Raw genomic sequence first — 17,898 nt, forward strand, 5'->3', positions numbered from 1 at the left:
CTCCGAGCCGGAAGCGATTTCGGTCTGCTCTAGAAAAGCGATCAACCCGAACGAACAGCGATGCCCAACGATGTCACACATCGCGTTACGCTGCGCCCGACCAGCCCGCGCCGCCGACGATGCCCGGCCTGATCGAAGCGCTCATGTCCGCAGCCTCCGTTGCAAGGGTGGCAGGTAGCCGCCGGGCAAAAAATTTGACAGCTTCTGTCGGATCGGCTGGGGGCCGCCCGTCCTTGGGGCATCGATCAACGAAACCTGAGAGGATATCGAGACATGCCGAGCACCATCCAACTGCACCGTGTCCTGGCAACCAAGCCGGAGAAGGTTTACCGCGCGTTCGTCGAGGCGGACGCGCTGGCGAAGTGGCTGCCGCCGAACGGCTTTACCTGTACGGTGCACGAGTTCGACGGCAAGGTCGGCGGCGCCTACAAGATGTCCTTCCGCAACTTCACCACTGGCGACAGCCACGCCTTCGGCGGCGAATTCGTCGAGCTCGTTCCGGGTGAGCGCCTGCGCTACACCGACCGCTTCGACGACCCCAACCTGCCGGGCCAGATCGAGGTGACGGTGACCTTGAAGAAAGTGTCGGTCGGCACCGAGATCAACATCACCCAGGCGGGCATCCCGGACGCCATCCCGGCCGAGGCCTGCTATCTCGGCTGGCAGGAATCGCTGCGCAACCTGGCCAAGCTCGTCGAACCCGAGATCAACCAGTAAATGAGGCAGGCGGCTGCCGGTCTTTCGGCAGCCGCCTTACCCAAGGTAAGTAAAATTTCACCAAGCGCTGTTAAAAGCCGCTTCCATGGATCGCAACAAGAACAACGACCTGTTTGTCCTGATGGCGGCGCTTGCCGCCATCGCGATCTACAACATTGCCTGCGGCATCAGGACAGGCGAAGTCCGGGGCAAGTTGCATTGGGTCGCCCTCGCAGACGATCCGACGCGCTTCTGGAACATCGTGGTCGGCAATTCGATTGTCCTGGTGGCTTCGATAGCCTTTCTGTGGGTGCTCAATTCCCGTAGACCGGGATGACTTGAGGCGACGTCCTCGTTACCTGCACGGCGATAAGCAAAATTTCATCGGGCGCAGCTACACGTGCTCCATGGATCGCAACAAAAACGACACCGTCTTTGTCCTGGTGGCGGCACTCGCCGCCTTCGCGATCTATAACCTTGCTTATGGCCTGAAGACTGGCGAGATCCGGGGAAGGCTTAGCTGGATTTCGTGTGTGGACGACCCGGCGCGTTTTTGGAGCAACGTTTTCGGCAATCTCGTCGCTGCCGTTGCTCTGCTGGGCTTTCTTTGGCTGCTGCATCTTCGCGGTCGCAAATGACTTGGCGCCCGGCAATGCCGGGCGCCGTCCTGCTGTCGCGTGGCTTACAGCGCCCTTGTGATGCCGCCGTCGACGCGGATGTTCTGCCCGGTGATGTAGGCGGCTCCATCGGAGGCGAGGAACGAGATCGTCGCGGCGATCTCTTCCGAGGTGCCGTAGCGCTTCATCGGCACGCTGTCGCGGCGCTCGTTCGTCGTCGGCAGGCTGTCGATCCAGCCGGGCAGCACATTGTTCATGCGGATGTTGTCGGCCGCATAGCTGTCGGCGAAGATCTTGGTGTAGGCGGCAAGCCCGGCGCGTGCCACGGCCGAGGTCGGGAACATCGCGCTCGGCTCGAACGCCCAGGCGGTCGAGATGTTGATGATGACGCCGCCTTTCTGCTTCTGCATCACCGGCGTCACCAGCCGGGTCGGGCGCACGGCGTTGAGGAAATAGGTGTCGATGCCCTTGTGCCAGTCCTCGTCGCTGATCTCGATGATCTGCGCGCGCGGCCCGTGGCCGGCACTGTTGACCAGCACGTCGATGCGGCCCCAGCGCTCCAGCGCGCCGTCGGCAAGGCGCTTCAGGTCTTCGTTCGACTGGTTGGAGCCGGTAACGCCGAAGCCGCCAAGTTCCTCGCCCAGCGCCTCGCCCTTGCCGGAGGGCGACAGCACGCCGACCTTGAAACCGTCCGCCGCCAGGCGCTTCGCCGCCGCAGCCCCCATGCCGCTGCCGCCCGCCGTCACCAGAGCTACTTTTTCTGTCGCCATGTCGCTGTCCACTCGTTGGAATTGTGAAAGCGCCTCTGTTAGCATGCAGAGGGCAGGGCACGAACCGGATTGGATTGCGCCAGCGTATGAAGGCTGGGGTTCCTCGCCCCCGCCAAAGGCGGGGGAGAGGTGGCCGCGAAGCGGACGGAGAGGGGGCCTTCGTAGGGCGCTCCCCTCTCCGTCTCGGCTTCGCCGAGCCACCTCTCCCCACTGCGTGGGGCGAGGAAAAGGGGCTCAAACCTTGAACACACTCATCAGGGCCTTCGACACTCGCGCGCAGCGTCCCGGCTTCACGTCGCCCGGCTTCAGCGGCACGCCCTTGCCGGCAGCGACCGCCGGCTCGTACCAGCCGCGCAACGCCTGGTCGGCGGCGCAATAGCCCCAGTTCACCAGGTCGACGGTCTCTTCGCTGCCCAGGAAATGCAGCGACGTGCCGATATCGGCCGGCGCGGTGGCAGCGGTCTGCACGAAAGTCGGCTCGGTCGCGCCCGGCTTGCTGGCGATCGACCAGAAGACGCCGCGCGTCGCCGCATAGTCGGGCCGGGGCGCGTCATTGGGCAGGCCGCGATCCTCGGCGTCCTTGGCCGCCAGGAAGCGCGCCACCAGATCCCGGCGCCGCAAAGAGCGCACCTGGTTGTCGGTGGTGTCGGCGACGCGTTTCAACTGCGAGAACCAGTTCCAGTAACCGGCGTTCGAAGCCCGCCAGGGCGCGCCGGCGTCGCTGACCAGCAGCCAGCGGCATCGCTTCAGCGCCGGCTCGATACCGTGATTGTCGTAGACGCCGCCATCGGTGAGCACGGCGCGGGAAGGCGGCACCGGCGCGCCGACGCTCGGGTCGAGCTTGTCGTTGCGCCATGCGAACGCCGTGAGGTCGAGCCGGAGCGGCGACAGGAAAGGCGGAAAGGCCGACGAGGCGGCAACCGCGAGAGCCACCGGCAGGTCGGCCTGGTAGGCGACGCCGATGCGGTAGTCGGCGATGTAGCGCCGCGACAGCCGGAACAGCGAGCCGGTGTCGAGATTGCTGGAGCAGAACACGAACCAGGGTTTTTCCGGCAGGCTTTTCAGCATCGGCCTCGAGCCGGCGAACAGATGTTTCTCGTAGCAGGCGGCGACTTCGCGCGCGGCGCTGGAAAACGGGTTGAACAGGCCCTTGAAGATCGACGGCGCGTCGAGAAAGACCTGCGAGAACTCCAGTACCCTGTCGAGATAGATATCGAAATTGGCGGCGATGCCGTCGACGAAGGTGAAGTGCGGCCAAAGCACCGCGAGCAGCCCGGCCGCGATGGAACCGCCAGAGACCGAGCTTACCATATCGAGTTTCTGGAGCAGCCCGGCCTCGTTGAGGCGGCAGAGCGCGCCCGCATGAAACAGCATGGCGCGATAGCCGCCGCCCGACAGGCAGAGGCCGAGATCGTAGCGCTCGGCCCTGCCGTCATCCGCGTCCGGTGCTGATCCAGCCGGAACCGGCTCCATCGCGGCCCCTTCTGCCTGTCTGGCGTCCTCGAGCTTGGCTTTGGTCAATCCAGCCCAGCGCCGGCATTCTTGCAAGTGGGGGAACGCGTAACTTCACAGATCGGAAATCGGACCGCGTGCCGACCTATTGGGGAGATTATCCGAAGCGGTTGGCCGGCACGCCGCGAACGCCGGGCTTGAGCGCGAACAGGCCGCCCTCTGAAGGATGCGCATCGAGATGCTCGGCGCTCATCGTGAAGCGCGCGGAGGTCACGAACAGGGTGTCGAGGCCTGCGCCGCCGAAGGTGCAGCTTGTCGGCCAACTGCAAGGCAGCTCGACGATCCGGTCCAGCCTGCCGTCGGGCGCGATACGGGCGAGGCAACTCCCGCCCACCACCCGGCAGTTCCAGACATAACCCTCGGCGTCGAGACATGAGCCGTCCGGCAGGCCGCGCTCGAAACCGGTGAAGAAGGGCAGGCGTTCGCCGAGCCGTCCCGACTTCTTGTCCCAGCCGTAGCTGTAGAGCGCGTTCCTCATCGTGTCGGCGGTGATGAAGCGGCCGTCCGGCAGCCACGCCATGGTGTTTGTGATGCCGAAGCGGTCCTCGCTGAGCGACGTCGCCTTGCCGTTGGAACCGACCCGGTAGAGCCGGCCCTCGTCGCTCATGATGGCCAAGGGAGCGTCGTCCGGCCCGATATTGTTGGCCATCGTGCCGACCCAGAACGAGCCGTCCGGCGCGACGACGCCTTCGTTGAGCCTCGTGCCGGGCCGGTCCGCCTCGATCGTCGCAAGCGTTCGCAACGGCCCGCCGAAATCCCAGAGCGCGACGCCCTTGCGCAGGCCGATGATGGCGCCGCCATCGGCGCGCAGGCCGACCGAGGTGACGAGATCGCCCGTTGGCCAATTCTCATGCGCTCCGGTCGACGGGTCCAGCCGATGGATTCGGCGGCCGATGATGTCGACCCAGACCAGTCTGCCGCGGCGGTCGTCCCACACCAGGCTTTCGCCGACCACGTCGCGCGCGTCGAAGATCAGGGCGGCATCGGTTTCGGGCATGGGGCTCCTCCGTCTCCCGGGAAATGCACTTGACATATATCTTTCGGATCAAATATGAGCAATTCGATAATAACCTGTCATACAGGTTTTGAGGGAGCGCAATGCAGGAGCAGACGGACCCACCGGGTGAGCCGAGCCCCGGACTGGTCAGCACGGCCATCCAGGCGATCACCCAGCACATCCGCTCGGAGGGCCTGGCGCCTGGCGATCCGCTGCCCAGCGAAGCCGCCATGACGCGCCAGCTCAACGTCTCCCGCACCGTCGTGCGCGAGGCCTTCCGCTCGCTGTCAGCGATGCGGCTCATCGACATGAGCGCCGGGCGCCGTGCCACCGTCGCCAAGCTCGATACCGGCGCGATGTCGATGGTGATCGAGCACGGCATCACCACACAGCAGATCAGCGTGCAGCAGGTCTATGACGTCAGGCGCACCATCGAGATGCGCACGGTCGCGCTCGCCGCGCTGCGCCGCACCGACCAGGAGGCTGCGGCGATTGCCCAGTCGGCCCGGCTGATGCGCGAGAATTTCACGAACCCCGAGGCCGTCATGGAGCACGACATCGCCTTCCACGAGGCGATCGCGGCGGCCTCGCACAACCCGGTCTTTTCGCTGATCGTCACCGCTTTCAGCGGCGTCACGCGCCGCACCTGGGTGATCGGCTGGCGCACCCGCTCCTCGGACGAAGCCCAGCTCAAGATGATCAAGGGCCATGAGGACATCGCCGACGCCATCCTCAAAGGCGATCCACGGCTGGCGGCCGAGCACATGGCCGAGCATTTCGACAAGAGCGTCAAGGCGCTGCTCGACGCGGGGATTGCCTGATGAAGATCCGTGCCATCGAAACCGTCCGCATCGAGGAGCGGCCCAATTTGCTCTGGGTCGAGGTCCATACCGACGAGGGCATCACCGGGCTCGGCGAGACCTTCTTTTTGTCGCGCACCGTCGAGGAATATCTGCACGAATATGTCGCGCCGCGGGTGATCGGCCGCGACCCGCTGCAGATCGACCTCCTGGCCGCCGACCTCGTCGGCTATCTCGGCTTCCGCTCCAGCGGCGCCGAGGTGCGCGGCAACTCGGCCTTCGACATCGCGCTGTGGGACATTTTCGGCAAGGCCACCAACCAGCCGGTCGCGCAATTGCTCGGCGGCTTCAGCCGCCGCTCGATCCGCACCTACAACACTTGCGCCGGCACCGAATACATCAAGGACGCCAAGGGCCAGACCACGGCCAATTACGGCATCGGTGCCGGGCGCGACTATGACGACCTCAACGCCTTCCTCACCCGCGCCGACGACCTTGCCGGGGAACTGCTGGAGGACGGCATCACCGCCATGAAGATCTGGCCGTTCGACCACGCGGCGGAAAAGACGCGCGGCAACGACATTTCCGCCGCCGACTTGAAGGCGGCGCTCGAACCGTTTGAAAAGATTCGCAAAGCCGTCGGCGACAAGATGGACATCATGGTCGAGTTCCACTCGATGTGGCAGCTCTTGCCGGCCATCAGGATCGCGCAGGCGCTGAAGCCCTACGCCACCTACTGGCACGAGGACCCGATCCGCATGGATAGCCTCGGCGACCTCAAGCGCTATGCCGCCGCCAGTCCGGCACCGATCTCGGCCTCGGAGACGCTGGGCAGCCGCTGGGCTTTCCGCGACCTGCTGGAGACGGGAGCGGCCGGCATCGTCATGCTCGACATCTCCTGGTGCGGCGGCCTGTCGGAGGCGCGCAAGATCGCCTCGATGGCCGAGGCATGGCGGCTGCCGGTGGCGCCGCATGACTGCACCGGTCCGGTCGTGCTCGCCGCCTCGACGCATCTTTCGCTCAACGCGCCGAACGCGCTCGTCCAGGAAAGCGTGCGCGCCTTCTACCGCACCTGGTACCGCGATCTGGTCACCGCGCTGCCGGAAGTGAAGGACGGCATGATCACCGTGCCGCCCGGGCCGGGGCTGGGGCTGGCGCTCAGTCCGGAACTCGGCCGCGCCTACACCGTCCATCGTCGCGTCAGCGACAGGACAAGCATCTGAAAAATCCAAAGGGAGGAACAGACATGAAGAAACTCACCGCAATGCTATTGCTCGGCGTCGCCCTGATCGGCGGCCAATCCGTGGCCCGCGCCGACGGGCTCAACATCGTCTTCACCCATCATTCGTCGGCCTCGAACACGTTCTGGCAGGCGGTGAAGAAGGGTTTTGACGATGCCTGCGCCAAAGTCGAAGCGAACTGCAACATGGTCTTCACCCAGACCGAGGGCTCGGTCGAGCAGCAGGTCGCGAACATGCGAGCAGCACTTGCCGCCAAGCCCGACGCGCTTTTGACCTCAATCGTCGACGATCACGCTCTGGATGACGTCGTCAAGGAGGCACGCGACGCCGGCGTGCTGGTGATCGCCGTCAATGTCGACGACACCGAGGGCGCCAAGGGCAATGCGCGGCAGGCCTTCGTCGGCCAGGGCTTCAAGCCGGCCGGCTATTCGCTCGCCAAGGCGATTTCCGAGAGTTTTCCGAAAGACGGTCCGATCAAGGTGCTGGTCGGCATTTCGGCGCCCGGCCAGAACTGGTCGGAAAGCCGCGGCGCCGGCGTCATGCAGTTCCTCGAGGAGTACAAGGCCGCTCATAAGGACCGTGACGTGTCGTGGGAGCGCATCGACAGCGGCACCGATCTGGCCATCACCTCCGACCGCGTCGGCGCCTATTTGAACGCCCATCCCGACACCACGGCCTATTTCGACACAGGCTTCTGGTGCGCCGGCGTGGCGCGCGTGCTGGCCGACCGCGGCGTGGCGCCGGGCAAGGTGCTGCTCGGCGGCTTCGACCTGGTGCCCGAGGTGCTGCAGCAGATGCAGAAGGGCTATGTCCAGGCGCTGGTCGACCAGCAGCCCTACATGCAGGGCTTCATGCCGGTGATGGAGGCTTATCTGAACAAGAAGATCGGCCTTGCGCCTTCGGACATCGACACCGGCCAGGGCATCGTGCGGCCAAAGGAGGCCGACAGCATCATGGCGCTGTCGGCCCAGGGGCTGAGGTAGCTCTCCAAATACCGAGACCTGCATCGGCGGCGCCGGCCGTCGCCGATGCGTCTGAATCCCGAACCACCGGAGCCTTGCGTTGAAGCGCCTGTTCAAGACCTATCTCGAAAAACCGGAGCTGGCCGGGCTGATCCTTCTGGTTCTGCTCATCGTGCTGTTCCAGGTGCGCTCGCACGGCGTGTTCCTGAATGCCGACAATCTGCGCGGCGTCCTCGGCATCCTGCCGGAGGCCGGCCTCGTCGCCATCGGCGTCACCATCCTGATGATCAGCGGCGAGTTCGACCTGTCGGTCGGGTCGGTGTTCGCGTTGATGCCGATGTCGATGGCGGTGCTGATGGTGCATGGCTGGCCGTTCCCGCTGGCGCTGCTCGCCGGACTGCTGGTCGCCGCGGCGATCGGCTTCATCAACGGCTACATCACCATCCGCTTCGCGATCCCGAGCTTCATCACCACGCTCGGCATGCTGTTCATGGCGCGCTCGCTCACCGTGGTTGTCTCCGGCGGCTTCCCGCCGCTGCTGCCCGCCGACCTGCCCAACTGGCTGTTCACCTCCTTCGTCGGGCCGGGCAACATGTTCCGCATGTCGTTCCTGTGGTTCGTGGCGGTCGCGGTGCTGACCTCGCTGATGCTGTCGCGCACCAATTTCGGCAACTGGATCAAGGCTACCGGCGGCTTCCTGCCGGCCGCGGCCTCGATGGGCATCCCGACCGCCAGGGTCAAGATCGTCTGCTTCATGCTCTGTTCGGTGCTCGCGGGTTTTGCGGGCATGCTGCAGGTGCTGCGGCTGGGCTCGCCGCTGCCTTCGATCGGCGAGGGGCTGGAGTTGCAGGCCGTCGCGGCCGCCGTCATCGGTGGCGCCTCGCTCACCGGCGGCATCGGCACGGTGATGGGCGGCATCATCGGCACGACGCTGATCCGCGTCATCGACAACGGACTTGTGCTCAGCCACGTCGACGCCAACTGGTTCAAGTTCGCCATCGGCTTCCTGACCATCTTCGCCGTCGTCGCCAATGCCTGGATGCGCAAGCGCGCCAAGGCCATCAAGATGGAGGGCTGAGCCGTGGGCGATGCGATCATCTCGGTGCGCGACCTGCACAAATGGTATTCCGGCGTACATGCGCTGAAGGGCGTCTCGCTCGATTTCCGGCGCGGCGAGGCGCTCGGCCTTGTCGGCGACAACGGCGCCGGCAAGTCGACCTTGATCAACATCCTGTCCGGCGTCCACCGCGCCGATCAGGGCGAGATCCAGGTCGAGGGCAGGGCGGTCAGCATCGCCACGCCGCGCGACGCGATGGATCTCGGCATCGAGACCATTTACCAGTACAACTCGATGGTCCCCACCATGTCGATCGCCAGGAACCTGTTCATCGGCCGCGAGCCGACCCGCTTCTCGATCCTCGGCGTCGGCATCCTCGACCAGAAGAAGATGGCCGAGGAGAGCATTCGCGCCATCGCCAATGTCGACCTGCATCTGCGCTCTCCCGACGCGCTCGTCGGCGAGCTCTCCGGCGGTCAGCGCCAGGGCGTCGCCATCGCGCGCGCCATGCATTTCAAGTCGAAGGTGATGATCCTCGACGAGCCGACCAACCACCTCTCGGTCAAGGAGACCAACAAGGTGATCGGCTTCGTGCGCGGCTTGAAGGAGCAGGGGGTGACCGGTGTTTTCATCAGCCACAACATGCACCACGTCTTCGACTGCTGCGACCGCATCGTGGCGATGGCGCGCGGCGAGGTGGTGCTGGACAAGCGCATCGAGGATACCTCGATCGATGAAGTGCATGGCGTGCTCTAGGGAAACTTGGCAATGAAGGTGCTTAACGGTCGTAAGGTGCTGCTGACGGGCGGCCTCGGCTCGCTCGGTCGTGCCCAGGCGGCGACGCTGGCGCGGGCCGGCGCGCGTGTGCTGGTGCTCGATCGGCCCGAGGTCGAGAACGGACCGGACATCGTCGCCGGGTTGGCCGGTCAGGCCAGCGGCGACGTCGCCTTCATTGGGTGCGATCTCAACCGGCTGGCCGAGGCGGAAGCGGCCGTTGCCGCGCTGGCGGCGAAGGAAAGCGGCATCGACATCCTGATCAACAACGCGGCGCTGATCATCAACCGGCCGTTCGAGGAATTCTCTCTCGCCGAGTATGAGGACCAGATCCGCGTCAACTCCTCGGCCGCCTTCGCGCTGGCGCGGGCCTGCGCTCCCGGCATGAAGGCCAAGGGCTACGGCAAGATCGTCAACTTCTGCTCGATCACGCTCAACGGCCGCTGGGACGGCTACGTGCCCTATGTCGCGTCGAAAGGCGCCATGCTCGGCCTCACCAAATCGCTGGCGCGCGAGCTCGGGCCGCATGGCATCAGGGTGAACGCCGTGTCGCCGGGCGCGGTGGTCTCGGAGGCGGAAGAGCGCGTCTTCGGCGACCGGCTGGAGGAGTACAATGACTGGATCCTCGCGAACCAGAGCCTGAAGAAGCGTATCGAGCCGGCCAACGTTGCCGACCTCGTGCTGTTCCTCGTCTCGCCGGCCTCCGACATGATCAGCGGCCAGAACATCGCCGTGGACGGCGGCTGGTGACGGCCGGCATGGCTGAGCTTCGAGACGGCCGCGCGCGGCTCGTGCTCGCGCCCGACAAGGGTGGTGCGATCGCCCGTTACGATGCGCTTGTCGGCAGCGCGCGGGTTCCGCTTTTGAGGGCAGGGGACGGCACCGGCACATCCGGTTGCCAGCTCCTCGTGCCGTGGTCGAACCGCATTTCCGGCGGGGGCTTCACCTTCGACGGCCTCTTTCATGCCATCGAGCCGAATGTGCCCGGCGAGACTTTCCCGATTCATGGCGACGGCTTCCAGAAGCCGTGGCGGCTTGCCAGCCATACCGACACCGAGGCGGAGCTGACGCTCGATGACGGCGCGATCGGTCCTTACCGCTATGCGGCGTCGGTTACCTATACGCTGCAGGACGGCGCGCTGGAGGCGCGGCTGATTGTTGAAAATCGCGCCGGCATGCGCTTGCCGTATGGCCTCGGTTTCCATCCCTGGTTTCCGCGCGGCGCCAGGACCACGCTCGAAGCCAAGGCCGAACGCGTCTGGCTTGAGGACGAGCGTCATTTGCCGGTCGGGGTGGCGCCTGTCGCCGAGCATCCATGGTGGGATTTTTCCCAAACCTCGCTTTTGCCGGCGGGCTGGGTGAACAACGGCTTCTCCGGCTGGGATGGACACGCGACCATCGTGCAACCGGGGCGGATTTCCGTTTCGCTCACCGCCTCGCCAACGCTCGATGTCTATATCCTCTATTCGCCGTCATCCGATGCCGGCTTCTTCTGCTTCGAACCGGTCTCTCACCCCGTCGGTGCGCATCACGGCGAAGGGCTGACGGTGCTGGAGCACGGGCAAGCGATGAGCGCGACGATGCGGTTGGACTGGACGGTGACCGATTGAGCGTGCCGCCGCTGGGACTGCTGATCTCCCCCTTGCGGGGGAGATTGGACGTCGCGTCGGCTTCGCCAATTTCCAACGTCGCAAGAGGACACGCCGGAAACAGCCCCCTCTACAACTCCTTCTCCGCCAGCTCCCTGAACCCGTCCGGCACTGAGCGCGCGCCTTCGAGCGCCACCGTGCCGTAGCCGACGGCCTCCTTGCCGAAACGCTGGCGTATCTTGTCGATGGCGCGGTCGGCTCCGAAGCGAGCCAGCCCCTTGCGGCTGCCGGGCCTGAGCTTCTCATCCGCCAGGCCGAGTGGCAGTTCGAGCTGCAATTCGGCATGTTCCTCCAGATGCGAGACGGAGATGGCGAGCAGCGAGATGTCCCGCTCGCCTGGATGGGCGGCCAGCACGCCGCGCACCAGTTCTTCGGCGATCTCGGCCAGCATCGCTGTCGCCTGGATCGGCTGGTCGAGCGTGATCGAGCGGCTGACCGCGCGCATGTCGGCGAAGCGCACGCGCACCGTGATTGTGCGCCCGGGCCGGTCCTTGGCGCGCAACCGGCTGGCGACGCGGTCGGCCAGATGCAGCAGCGTCGGCACGAAGACGCGCGGCAGCGCCGGTTTCCTGCCCAACGCCGATTGCGCGCCGGCGGAATGTGCTCGCCGATGCGTCTCGAGTTTGCGCGGGTCGCGGTTCCAGGCAAGCGCGGCAAGTTTCTGGCCGGCGGCGTGGCCGATCAGCCGCTCCAGCGCGCCGCTGTGCGTGCGCGCCAACTGCCCGATGGTCTCGACGCCGATCTCGGCGAGCCTGGCCTTGGTCGCCGGGCCGACGCCCCACATCAGCGTGACGGGCAGGTCGTGCAGGAAGGCGAGCTCGGTGCCGGGCTCGACCACCACCAGCCCGTCTGGCTTGGCCACCTGCGAGGCGATCTTGGCCAGATGTTTTGTACGCGCCACGCCGATCGAGATCGGCAGGCCGAGCTCGGCCATCACGCGGTCGCGGATTTTTCGCGCGATCTCTTGCGGCGATCCGAACAGATGCGTGCAGCCGGCGACGTCGGCAAAAGCCTCGTCGATCGAGATGCGCTCGACCAGCGGCGTGAAATCGCCGAGCACCTCGATCGCGGCGTCGCCGAGACGCTGGTACTCGGAAAAATGACCGCCGACGAAGATGAGCTGCGGGCAGAGCTCGCGCGCTTTGCGGCCGGGCATGCCGCCGCGCACGCCGAAGACCTTGGCCTCATAGGAAGCCGCCAGCACCACGCCGCCGCCGACTGCAATCGGCTTGCCGCGCAATGACGGATCGAGCAGCTGCTCGACCGAGGCGTAGAAGGCGTCGAGATCGGCATGCAGGATGGTGGCGGCCGCAGCGGCGTTTGTGGCGAGCATCCCGCGCTCCATCTCCATCCGGTCCGCATTGCGGCAGCGCAGCATTAGCTGCGTCTTTCGTAAGGGATTTTAATCGGAACATAAAGAGAACAAAAGCGGTCTCTCGTCAAGTCGGCGGGGCTGTACACCAGAACAGTTGCAACCGTGCACAACCGAGACGTTTGCCGGCCGGTTGTGCGCGACGCCTCGCTCTTGAGGGGACATGGTCGCAAGCGGCCATGGGAGCCTCGCGTGTGAAGCGCGGCGGCTTTGCAACGCCCAAGAACGGCGTTCCACGCGGGGCGACCCCTCTGCCGCTTTGGCGCCCCCGGTCTGAGGGGCGATTGCTTGCGCTTATGCCGGTTTGGCGTATTGCTCGGCGCTCAGCACCTCGATGCACTGGAACGGCTGGTTGCCTTCCACCCAGGCGTCATGGCCGGGCGGGATGGTGTAGGAACTGCCGGCCTCGAAGGTCTTTTGCGTGCCGTCGGTCATCCGCACCGTGATCGAGCCGGATACGACATAGCCGACATGCGAGACCTGGCAGCTATCGGTCTTGACCACCGGCTTGACGCATTCGGACCATTTCCAGCCCGGCTGCATGTTCATCCGCCCAAGCGTATAGCCCGGCAGCCGGACGATCTCGACACGCGTCTTGGCGGGCGCGCGGACCTCGTCGGGATTGTTGTGCGATTTGGATTCGAGCTTCGTCACCTTCACGGCAGTTTCGGCCATGGCATCCTCCCATGTGAAGCGGAGCCTGACGCGACCGTCGGCGACCGCTGGCTTATTCATACGCCTCGTTATGAGGGATTGCTAATATAATTGCCTGAAGCTTGCCGCGCGGGCTGAAGCGGTCGAGGGCAAGTAACGCCTGGAGCGGCTCGACGCCATTGCAGAGGCGGAACCGCTCCAAGGGCAGCCCGCGCCTCCCAAGAACACGCGGGCCGACAGCGCGACAACCAGGGCACCTTTGACAACTGGTTGCGTTCGCCAGGGTCAGCCGCCGCTCGCGGGAGCCGGGGCAGGCGCCGGAGCAGCGGGTGCCGTCGATGGCGTCTTGGTCGGCGCCGGCGGCGTGCCGGCCTTTGGCGCCTCGATCTTGGGCGTGTCGATCTTGACGTTGACATCGGTCGATCCGCCGCCACCGCCACCGACATTGATGATGCCGGTGAAGAACAGCAGCCCGACGATCACGATGATGGCGAGAACGATTGCGACCGCGGTTCCGCCGCCGCCACGCCGCCCGTGTTTACAACTGTAGGTCCGTCGGCCATGACTTCCTCTCCTTTCGCCGATTTCGATTGCCGGGCAACGGCACCGGGAAGCGATTGTTCCGGCCCTCGGGCGACGGTCCAGGGCCGTGTTCGGACTGAAGTCTCACTCATTGAACGCAGAGGCCCGAGGCGCCGATTTTCTAGAAACAAGAAGGGCATTATTTCATTTGGGCTAGCAAGCCGCCGGACAAAGTCCCTTCATCGGCGGTCGACGACGGGGTGCCCGCCATTCCTGCGATATGGCGGGCACTCCTCTCCCTTTGGAAACTGTCTTGGAGCTGCTGGCCGTGCTACCCGGCAACATGATCGCGAACCTGTTTGCCGCGCTGCTTTTGGCGGGATTTGTCGTCGGCGTCTTCCTCCTGGTCGGCAGGCCCCTCTGGCCACAGCGCCATGCCCAGATGGTGGTCCTTCTCCCAATCGACACCATGGCCACCGGATCGGTGCGCAAGGCCTATGTCGAGCCATGGTTGCCTGCTCGCTTCGATCTCAAGCTCGCGCCCGTCAGGCCACTCGACGAAGGCAGGCGAGGGAACCAGTCCGCGCCTCATACCGTTGATTGAGCGAAGGGATGGCGCTGGCGGAGGCCGCCATGCATAATTTCGAACTCATCGATCTTCTGTGCGTCATCGACGCATGCGCGAGCGACCGTTTCGCCGGACGTCTCGTGCCTATGTCGAAGGCCGTCGAGGAATTGCGCGTCCTGACCGGCGATTTCGTTTCGTCGGATAGGGATGCGGCCAACGCCTTGACGCAGGTCGCGCTCGAGCGCGGCTGCGCGGTGCTCTTCGACGAGCAGCCGGGCGCGGATATCGTAGGCGAGCTGTAATCCTTCCCTCAAGGGGAGATTGGCGCTCATTTCGCCAGGGTGATCATCCGTCCCGCATACACCGCGCGGTTGCCGAGCTCGGCGCTGCAGTCCGACTTTACGGCGGAGCTCCCCGTCATTGTGACAGTGTCCCCGACCAGCCGCAGGCAACTGCCCTGGGCGTTCATGTCCGAATTTCCGGCATAGGCGATAGCGGCGTCCGGAGCGTAGATGAAACCGCTCACCACCGAGCCGGACCCGCCGTTGAGCGTCAGCGCCTGCGTGTTGCCATGCGCCTGGTAGATGGTGATGCCGGCGTAGGGGCCGCTGGTCGGCGGCGACAGGTTCACCTGTTCGTTGGCGTTGATGTAGAGCTGCGAGTTCTCCATCAGGAAGATCGTCACGCCCTGGCCGCTGAGGCTGCCGTTGCCGCCTGGTTTTATAGTGACGTTGCGCATGATGTAGGTACCTGGATCAAGGGTGATCTTCCCCGACAGGGTCTTGTCGCAATAGGTGCCCGGCGAGAGCGTTATCGTCTTGCCGTTGGGCACGGGCAGGCAGAGCGTGTAGGGAGGCGGAACGACGTCGGCCAGCGGATCGAACGAGGCATACTGGTTTTCCTGCGCCGCGCCGCAGGAAAGGGTGGCGCTGGGCGGCGTCAATCCTTGCGTGCCGCCGACCGTCGAGACACAACCGGCGCTGACGATCGCCGAGCCGCCTCGGTTGACGGCGTCGGCGGCGTCCGAATTGGCCGCGATCACGCAACCGCTCATCGCCACATTGGTGGAGCCCTGCAGGCTGACCGCGCTACCGGCATGCGGATCGAGCGCCAGCACGCAGGCCTGCGCGCCGGGCTTGATCTTGACCGAGGCGGAGCGCGTCGCCGGCCAGGCCGGCATGCCGGGGACGAAGGACGGTCGGCTGATGCTCGACGACAGCGAAATGAAGTAGGCGCCGGGATCGCCGCTGGCCCCGGCCTGGAAGGCGGCGACGCTGCCCGAATATTCCTGCGTATCGGCGGTGCTCATATTGGCCGCGAAGAAGGTCTGGCCGAGTTGCTGCACGTCGCTCGCCGACATGCTCGCCTGGTATTTCGTGCCGATCGCAAGGCCGGCGGCGTCCAGCGAGTTCTGCAACTGAGCGGCGTCGCCGCTGGTGCCGATCACGTTGACGGACCCTGCCACGGCAAGCATCAGCGGTACCATGGCCACCGCGGTCGCGACCGCGAAGTTGCCGCGCCTCGAAGCCCAGAAACGTGCAAACATGGAAGTCCGCCCTCGTCGTATATGCGAGAGTGATAGGCACGCTGTCTCTACGGGTGATTTCCAAAAAAGATAAAATGCAGAAAGTGCTAAAATATATGGTTTTACTGATGGTTACATCTTAAGTCTGAGTGTCTTTGGGCCTTAAGTCTTAGTGCGCGCGGCGCAAGGCGGAGGTGGCCGCCCGATGCGGTCCTAACAGCGCAAGTCGAGTGAAATAATTAGCCATTCCTTCATATGGCAATGATGACGTCATGGCTGGGATACCTTGGGTGCGCTCGGCCATGGCCTTTTCAGGTCCGTTCTTCCGAAATCTTTTTTCTCGACTGGCCCCTCGACGCTTTTGCGAAGGCATGGGCGGCAACGTCGCGACCATCTTCGCGCTGACCCTTCCGGTCGTCGTCGGCGGCGCGGGGCTGGGTGTCGAGACGTCCTACTGGTACTATTCGAGCCTGAAGCTGCAGGCGGTCGCGGACGCGGCCGCCTACGCCGGCGCGCTGGAAAAGATCCAGGGATCCGACACGACGGCGATCACCGCGGCGGCTACCTCATCGGCGGCCTCGAACGGGCTGGGCGCCGGCACCATCGTCGTCAACACGCCGCCAACCTCAGGGCCGAACACGGCCAAGAAGGCGGTGGAGGTGATCCTCAACCAGAACCTCGACCGGATGTTCACCTCCATCTTCACCCAGACGAAGGTGCCCGAACAGGCGAGGGCGGTGGCGCTGATCACCGACGCTTCAAAAGCCTGCGTGCTGGCGCTAAATCCCTCGGCCTCGCAGGCGGCGCTGTTTTCCGGCAGCACCAGCGTCAAGCTCACCGGCTGCTCGGTCATGTCGGATTCAATCGCCAATGACTCCATCAAGGTGCAGGGCTCGGCAGGGCTGCAGGCCGATTGCCTGATTACTGCCGGCGGCGTTTCGCTGAGCAATCCGGTGACCACGATCTGCAAATCGCCGATCACTCAGGCCTTGCCTGCGTCCGATCCGTTCGGCAGCTTGCCGGCGCCCGCGGCGACCAACCCATGCAAGAGCGTCAACGGCAACAAGACGTCGCAGACACTCCAGGCCGGCACATACTGTAGCGGCATGAGCCTCAACGGCAATGTCGCGCTGTCTTCCGGTACTTATGTCGTTCAGGGCAATTTGAAGATCAACGCCGGCGCCGTCGTCACCTGCGCCGCACCCTGCACCGGCGTAACCATCTACATGGCCGGCAGCAACACCGTCAGCATGAACGGCAACGCCACCGTGACGCTGAGCGCACCGACCTCGGGCACCTATTCGGGCGTGCTGTTCTACGGCGACAGGACGGGGACTGCGGCGCAGAGCACCTTCAACGGCACCGCGGACTCGCTGTTGACCGGTGCCATCTATTTTCCCAGGCAGCAGGTCAATTATCTCGGCAATTTCTCGGGCCAGAATGGGTGCACGCAGGTCGTCGCCGACACCATCCAGTGGTCGGGCAACTCGACCATCAACCAGGACTGCTCGAGCCTTGGGATGAAGGATATCCCGGCCGCGCAGTCCGTAGCGGTCGTCGAGTGAAATCCCCGGCCCGTCGATTGATCCAGGCCATTCGCGATGAAACGGGCATCGCCGCGGTGGAACTTGCTCTGGTCTTGCCCGTCCTGTGCGCGGCGTTACTCGGTACCATGGACGGCTGGTCCTATGTCACCAGTTCGCTGTCGATGCGCGCCGGCGTGAAGACGGCCGCCAACCTCGTGATGGCTGGATCCTCCGACGACACGGCGATCCAGGCCGCCGCGCTGGCGAGTTGGGAAAACAAGCCGTCCGACGCCCAGGTCGTCATCAGTCGCATCTACCAATGCGGAACGACCGTCGTCGATGCTTCCACCCTGTGCAGCGGCCCGAAAGCGCCGTCTGTCTATGTCCAGATCCAGGCAACTGGCACCTGGACCCCGCCCTTCACCTTCGGCCCTTACCCGGACAACACCACTCTCGGCCATTTGCAGGTAGTCCGTGTTCGCTAAAGCAATTCCAGGAAAAGTGCGCAGCGGTTTTCCGTCCGGAATTGCGCCGTCATGCAAAGCAATTCCAGGAAAAGTGCGCAGCGGTTTTCCGTCCGGAATTGTGCCGTCATGCAAAGCAATTCCAGGAAAAGTGCCGAGCGGTTGGCCTCGGCGGTCTTGGGCATTTGCCGG

22 protein-coding genes are annotated in these 17,898 nt (G+C 64.8%); 14 read left to right on the forward strand and 8 right to left on the reverse strand.

Going from position 1 to position 17,898, the window contains the following annotated elements; genetic code table 11:
- Positions 1 to 273 precede the first annotated feature (273 nt).
- From RFM52_RS09255 to RFM52_RS09265, 3 genes are all read left to right on the forward strand, one after another.
- On the forward strand, positions 274 to 717 hold the full coding sequence (locus tag RFM52_RS09255; RefSeq protein WP_320296084.1) for an SRPBCC family protein: 444 nt from the start codon (positions 274 to 276) through the stop codon (positions 715 to 717).
- Between the two features lie 85 nt (positions 718 to 802).
- On the forward strand, positions 803 to 1,033 hold the full coding sequence (locus RFM52_RS09260; protein ID WP_320296083.1) for a hypothetical protein: 231 nt from the start codon (positions 803 to 805) through the stop codon (positions 1,031 to 1,033).
- A gap of 70 nt (positions 1,034 to 1,103) precedes the next feature.
- A complete protein-coding gene (locus RFM52_RS09265; protein ID WP_320296082.1) occupies positions 1,104 to 1,334 on the forward strand; it encodes a hypothetical protein in 231 nt (76 codons plus the stop codon).
- A 44-nt stretch (positions 1,335 to 1,378) separates the two neighbouring features.
- On the opposite strand, the gene RFM52_RS09270 is transcribed toward RFM52_RS09265, so the two are convergent.
- From RFM52_RS09270 to RFM52_RS09280, 3 genes are all read right to left on the reverse strand, one after another.
- Positions 1,379 to 2,083, reverse strand: coding sequence for an SDR family oxidoreductase (locus tag RFM52_RS09270; protein ID WP_320296081.1), 705 nt, complete (start codon positions 2,081 to 2,083; stop codon positions 1,379 to 1,381).
- Positions 2,084 to 2,317: 234 nt separating this feature from the next.
- A complete protein-coding gene (locus RFM52_RS09275) occupies positions 2,318 to 3,556 on the reverse strand; it encodes a patatin-like phospholipase family protein (protein ID WP_320296393.1) in 1,239 nt (412 codons plus the stop codon).
- 136 nt (positions 3,557 to 3,692) lie between these two features.
- A complete protein-coding gene (locus RFM52_RS09280) occupies positions 3,693 to 4,592 on the reverse strand; it encodes an SMP-30/gluconolactonase/LRE family protein (protein ID WP_320296080.1) in 900 nt (299 codons plus the stop codon).
- Between the two features lie 101 nt (positions 4,593 to 4,693).
- On the opposite strand from RFM52_RS09280, the gene RFM52_RS09285 reads away from it, so the two are divergent.
- From RFM52_RS09285 to RFM52_RS09315, 7 genes are all read left to right on the forward strand, one after another.
- Positions 4,694 to 5,413 carry a FadR/GntR family transcriptional regulator gene (locus tag RFM52_RS09285; RefSeq protein ID WP_320296079.1) on the forward strand — a complete coding sequence of 240 codons (720 nt, stop codon included), beginning with the start codon at positions 4,694 to 4,696 and terminating at the stop codon, positions 5,411 to 5,413.
- On the forward strand, positions 5,413 to 6,615 hold the full coding sequence (locus RFM52_RS09290; RefSeq protein WP_320296078.1) for a mandelate racemase/muconate lactonizing enzyme family protein: 1,203 nt from the start codon (positions 5,413 to 5,415) through the stop codon (positions 6,613 to 6,615). The genes RFM52_RS09285 and RFM52_RS09290 overlap by 1 nt, the downstream gene beginning before the upstream one ends.
- A gap of 23 nt (positions 6,616 to 6,638) precedes the next feature.
- Positions 6,639 to 7,616, forward strand: a complete 978-nt coding sequence (locus RFM52_RS09295; protein ID WP_320296077.1) for a sugar ABC transporter substrate-binding protein — start codon at positions 6,639 to 6,641, stop codon at positions 7,614 to 7,616.
- A gap of 79 nt (positions 7,617 to 7,695) precedes the next feature.
- Positions 7,696 to 8,673: an ABC transporter permease gene (locus RFM52_RS09300; RefSeq protein ID WP_320296076.1), complete on the forward strand. Its 978-nt coding sequence runs from the start codon at positions 7,696 to 7,698 to the stop codon at positions 8,671 to 8,673.
- A gap of 3 nt (positions 8,674 to 8,676) precedes the next feature.
- Positions 8,677 to 9,408, forward strand: a complete 732-nt coding sequence (locus RFM52_RS09305; protein WP_320296075.1) for an ATP-binding cassette domain-containing protein — start codon at positions 8,677 to 8,679, stop codon at positions 9,406 to 9,408.
- Positions 9,409 to 9,420: 12 nt separating this feature from the next.
- Entirely contained in the window at positions 9,421 to 10,176 is a 756-nt protein-coding gene (locus tag RFM52_RS09310) for an SDR family oxidoreductase (protein ID WP_320296074.1), read from the forward strand.
- 8 nt (positions 10,177 to 10,184) lie between these two features.
- Positions 10,185 to 11,036, forward strand: a complete 852-nt coding sequence (locus RFM52_RS09315; protein ID WP_320296073.1) for an aldose 1-epimerase — start codon at positions 10,185 to 10,187, stop codon at positions 11,034 to 11,036.
- A 109-nt stretch (positions 11,037 to 11,145) separates the two neighbouring features.
- On the opposite strand, the gene dinB is transcribed toward RFM52_RS09315, so the two are convergent.
- The 3 genes from dinB to RFM52_RS09330 all read right to left on the reverse strand — a co-directional run bounded on the left by dinB (position 11,146) and on the right by RFM52_RS09330 (position 13,584).
- Complete coding sequence (gene dinB, locus RFM52_RS09320; RefSeq protein WP_320296072.1) at positions 11,146 to 12,408, reverse strand: DNA polymerase IV; 1,263 nt, start codon at positions 12,406 to 12,408, stop codon at positions 11,146 to 11,148.
- Positions 12,409 to 12,741: 333 nt separating this feature from the next.
- Positions 12,742 to 13,122, reverse strand: a complete 381-nt coding sequence (locus RFM52_RS09325) for a cupin domain-containing protein (RefSeq protein ID WP_320296071.1) — start codon at positions 13,120 to 13,122, stop codon at positions 12,742 to 12,744.
- 264 nt (positions 13,123 to 13,386) lie between these two features.
- On the reverse strand, positions 13,387 to 13,584 hold the full coding sequence (locus RFM52_RS09330; protein WP_320296070.1) for a hypothetical protein: 198 nt from the start codon (positions 13,582 to 13,584) through the stop codon (positions 13,387 to 13,389).
- Positions 13,585 to 13,936: 352 nt separating this feature from the next.
- Here RFM52_RS09330 and RFM52_RS09335 point away from each other — a divergent pair, with 352 nt between their 5' ends.
- Positions 13,937 to 14,227, forward strand: a complete 291-nt coding sequence (locus RFM52_RS09335) for a polymerase (RefSeq protein ID WP_320296069.1) — start codon at positions 13,937 to 13,939, stop codon at positions 14,225 to 14,227.
- Between the two features lie 29 nt (positions 14,228 to 14,256).
- Positions 14,257 to 14,493, forward strand: coding sequence for a hypothetical protein (locus RFM52_RS09340; RefSeq protein ID WP_320296068.1), 237 nt, complete (start codon positions 14,257 to 14,259; stop codon positions 14,491 to 14,493).
- Between the two features lie 26 nt (positions 14,494 to 14,519).
- Here RFM52_RS09340 and RFM52_RS09345 read toward each other — a convergent pair whose 3' ends face one another.
- On the reverse strand, positions 14,520 to 15,737 hold the full coding sequence (locus tag RFM52_RS09345; RefSeq protein ID WP_320296067.1) for a TadE/TadG family type IV pilus assembly protein: 1,218 nt from the start codon (positions 15,735 to 15,737) through the stop codon (positions 14,520 to 14,522).
- A 350-nt stretch (positions 15,738 to 16,087) separates the two neighbouring features.
- On the opposite strand from RFM52_RS09345, the gene RFM52_RS09350 reads away from it, so the two are divergent.
- Together RFM52_RS09350 and RFM52_RS09355 are read left to right on the forward strand one after the other, a co-directional pair.
- A complete protein-coding gene (locus tag RFM52_RS09350; RefSeq protein WP_320296066.1) occupies positions 16,088 to 17,281 on the forward strand; it encodes a pilus assembly protein TadG-related protein in 1,194 nt (397 codons plus the stop codon).
- Between the two features lie 17 nt (positions 17,282 to 17,298).
- Positions 17,299 to 17,727, forward strand: a complete 429-nt coding sequence (locus tag RFM52_RS09355) for a TadE/TadG family type IV pilus assembly protein (protein WP_320296065.1) — start codon at positions 17,299 to 17,301, stop codon at positions 17,725 to 17,727.
- Here the strand turns inward: RFM52_RS09355 and RFM52_RS09360 are convergent.
- Positions 17,724 to 17,891 carry a hypothetical protein gene (locus RFM52_RS09360; RefSeq protein ID WP_320296064.1) on the reverse strand — a complete coding sequence of 56 codons (168 nt, stop codon included), beginning with the start codon at positions 17,889 to 17,891 and terminating at the stop codon, positions 17,724 to 17,726. The two genes, RFM52_RS09355 and RFM52_RS09360, sit on opposite strands and share 4 nt — an antisense overlap.
- Between the last annotated feature and the right edge of the window lie 7 nt (positions 17,892 to 17,898).

Origin of the sequence: Mesorhizobium humile (assembly GCF_033977215.1) — a bacterium.
Taxonomy (GTDB): Bacteria; Pseudomonadota; Alphaproteobacteria; order Rhizobiales; family Rhizobiaceae; genus Mesorhizobium; species Mesorhizobium humile.